Annotated in this window: 4 protein-coding genes; 1 reads left to right on the top strand and 3 read right to left on the bottom strand. The window is 55.8% G+C overall.

The window, feature by feature from the left end:
- The coding region (locus ACP5KC_RS09925) for a ribbon-helix-helix domain-containing protein (RefSeq protein WP_428287468.1) at positions 1 to 217 on the top strand (217 nt) is incomplete at its 5' end.
- On the opposite strand, the gene ACP5KC_RS09920 is transcribed toward ACP5KC_RS09925, so the two are convergent.
- The 3 genes from ACP5KC_RS09920 to ACP5KC_RS09910 form a co-directional block, all read right to left on the bottom strand.
- The gene (locus ACP5KC_RS09920; RefSeq protein WP_428287467.1) at positions 204 to 602 is read right to left on the bottom strand and encodes a hypothetical protein; all 399 of its coding nucleotides are present in this window, start codon (positions 600 to 602) and stop codon (positions 204 to 206) included. The genes ACP5KC_RS09925 and ACP5KC_RS09920 overlap by 14 nt on opposite strands.
- Positions 595 to 1,128: a hypothetical protein gene (locus tag ACP5KC_RS09915; RefSeq protein WP_428287466.1), complete on the bottom strand. Its 534-nt coding sequence runs from the start codon at positions 1,126 to 1,128 to the stop codon at positions 595 to 597. Before ACP5KC_RS09915 ends, ACP5KC_RS09920 begins: the two co-directional genes overlap by 8 nt.
- Positions 1,129 to 1,214: 86 nt before the next feature.
- Positions 1,215 to 2,369 carry a hypothetical protein gene (locus tag ACP5KC_RS09910; RefSeq protein ID WP_428287465.1) on the bottom strand — a complete coding sequence of 385 codons (1,155 nt, stop codon included), beginning with the start codon at positions 2,367 to 2,369 and terminating at the stop codon, positions 1,215 to 1,217.
- Positions 2,370 to 2,722: the final 353 nt, after the last annotated feature.

The following is a 2,722-nucleotide window of genomic DNA, read 5'->3' as shown; positions in this document are numbered from 1 at the left end:
AGATAGTAGAAAGAAACACGCCGCGCTCGCGGTTGAACGCCAGCGGTATGCTCAGCAGAAGCAATCAAGAGATAGTAGAAAGCTGGAAGCGGTCGACAGGGTCTGCAGGGAGCGGGGCTTCACGCGGTCGGAGTTCTTCCGCGCTGCGATACGCCACTACCTAGACCATCTCGTAGAGAAAAAGGAAGGAGAAAAAGGGGAGGTCACGGTTCCCTGAACGCGAACCGAGCCAGCGCCACGCGCCCAGACTCGGTGATCGACCACACGGGCTTCTTCACGAACCGGAACTGTTTCGAGGCTGGGTCAACCTCCTTGACTTCAGTGTACTTGCACTCCACTAGCCCCAGACCCAATAGCTCCGAGAGACGTCCAGAGAGCGAGTTACCGCTGACACGCCTACCCTCTTCCGCCAGAATTGCACCTAGGCGTTTTTTCGTCATTGGCCCCCTCTCAGCCAAGACGGAGAGGATCGCGACGTGCAGTGGCGTTAAGCGCTTGATCTCCGGGGCATAGCGTGCACCCTCCCCCTTCTGCCTGGGGGAGGGAACGTCGACATAGAACTCATGGCCACACCTGGGACACCTAACCCTAAGTTTAGCCACACTCAACCACCTCTCTCCACACGTGATAGAAAGGCGTAAAGACGAGGACGCGGGATCTGGAGTTATGTTTGACGAATGCCAGAGACCAGCCCCAAGGGGGGCTAGCATTGGCAATTACATTGGCGATGCGACGTCGCGTGCTCCGGTCACCACGGTGGAGGATTCGTGTAGTCTCGGAGATGATGGTGGACGTGGGGACGTGCACGTAGCGACCGCTACGATGGGAGAGGATATGCTCCATCGCCTCCTCCACGGCACGCCTATCGGTACGCATCCTCCTGACGCGGAGCTGATGACAGAACACCACACGGTGGCGCATGGCGACGGCAAAGAGAGCGTTCACGGCGCCGATATATACTTGATCCCCGACCCTCCACGCGCTATCAATGAAATCCACCCGCTTCACCACGCCCAGCTCCTCTAAGTACTTCAGCGTCTCGAGTGCGTGGACGTGGAGCAATGATATGGTAGAGTAACATGCTCCACAGACCGGGCACCTGTATCGTTTATACACACTACTACCCATACCACCACCCCTCACTGGCATGAGAAAGAGGAGAAAGAGGAAAAAACAAAAAGGAGAAGGGTAAAGAAGATTCGTTTCACGCAACGCTAATCGGCCCTAACGCGCTGGCTAGAGGTTTGCTCGAGCAACTCAACCTGTCGCTTCTTCAACTCTAGATACTCCTGGTACATTCTGTTCTGTGACTCAAGGACTCGCTCAAGTCGCGCTAGTATCTCTGCCATCATCTCTCCTACCTTGGTCTCTGCGATAAATGTAGTCACATTTGGAGCAACGCCCCGAGTCGCCGCGTCGGCGAGCGCCCTGGCCCACTGGGTAGCCATCTCCCGTGCTTCGTCTTCGCTAGTCGCCGCCATGCTAGGTGCACTAGGGTGCCCAATGATGGATCGCGTGGGCCAGAGGTTCCTGGCAACACTACCGGGTGTCGGTAGGGACGGCATCCTGGCCTGCACGTCCCACCTAATGATGGCGCGTACTATCCACTGACCAGAGCGTTGGTCGTAGCTCCAGCCAGTAGCATACCATGCTCCAGTAGTGAAGGCCATCTTCTCTAATGCCTTAGGGCCCCACTGTGCAGGCAGAGCCTCTGTGGCGATAGCAACGGAACCTATACGCTCTCCTATCCTCGCGCTGGGTATCTGTGATGCCTTCTGCCTAGCCTCCTCTAAGACACTGTCTGGACTATGAACTAGGGCCCTGACAGTTCTGAAGGCCCCGTCCCTTTCCCTGACTAACACGTCGAGGCCGTCAGCGAGGGCTTGAAGCTCCTGTGTGAAGAGCCCGCGTTGAACCACCGCGGGGTCACGATCCCCAACGGCTCCTACTATCGCAATGGTTCTGTCAATGTCTGACGCGTTGGGTACTTGTGACAACAGCCACGCGTTGAGGTCGTAAGCGCTAGGCCCGAGGAAGATTGCTCTTACCCGCTGGAACTGGCTTAGGAACTGCACGCTACTCTCGTGGTGGTCGATAAGTGTGACGCTATGCCGTGTTGCTAAGTCCTCAAGCCCCCTGATGAACGCCTGGGGGTTCTTGAGATCCACTGGGATGTCCACAAGTACAATGTGAAGCGGAACACTGCTTGCAGAGTAGAGGTTCTGAAGCGTTACGACAACCTGCTCCGGGCTAGTCTGGGGGTAGTTCGCGTATACCTCCTGCGCGTTGAAGGCTTTGACAGCGAGGTAGCTCGCGCTCACACCATGTGTATCGAAGTGCCCAACTATTACCGTTCTTCTTGTCTCCATCCCCTCACCCTTTTAGAGTTTTCCCGCGGGCCCTAACCCAAGTCGCAGTCCCCCCCGGGGCGGGCTTAGCCGAGGGATGTTCCCAGGGCGCATACACCCCACGGGTCGTGTTTTTCCCCGCCATCACCACAATCATACACGTGGAGGTATATAAATCATACTCTGTATGCTGAAACTGCTCATGATATCATATTTAATATGATGAGGTGTGCATCTAGGTCTCCAGCTCTAGCGGTGGAAGAACCCGTAGCGTTGACCACAGCTTCCTTCCCTTGTGATAACATAAATTCTTTGTGTTTTTTGCATTATTTCTTCTTGTAAAGCCCGCCAAGCCAGATTGCCGTCCTAGCCAC

It is taken from the genome of Infirmifilum sp., from assembly GCF_049970975.1.
In the GTDB taxonomy this organism is placed as follows: Archaea; Thermoproteota; Thermoprotei; order Thermofilales; family Thermofilaceae; genus Thermofilum; species Thermofilum uzonense.
This window is presented reverse-complemented; position numbering and strand designations above follow the sequence as displayed.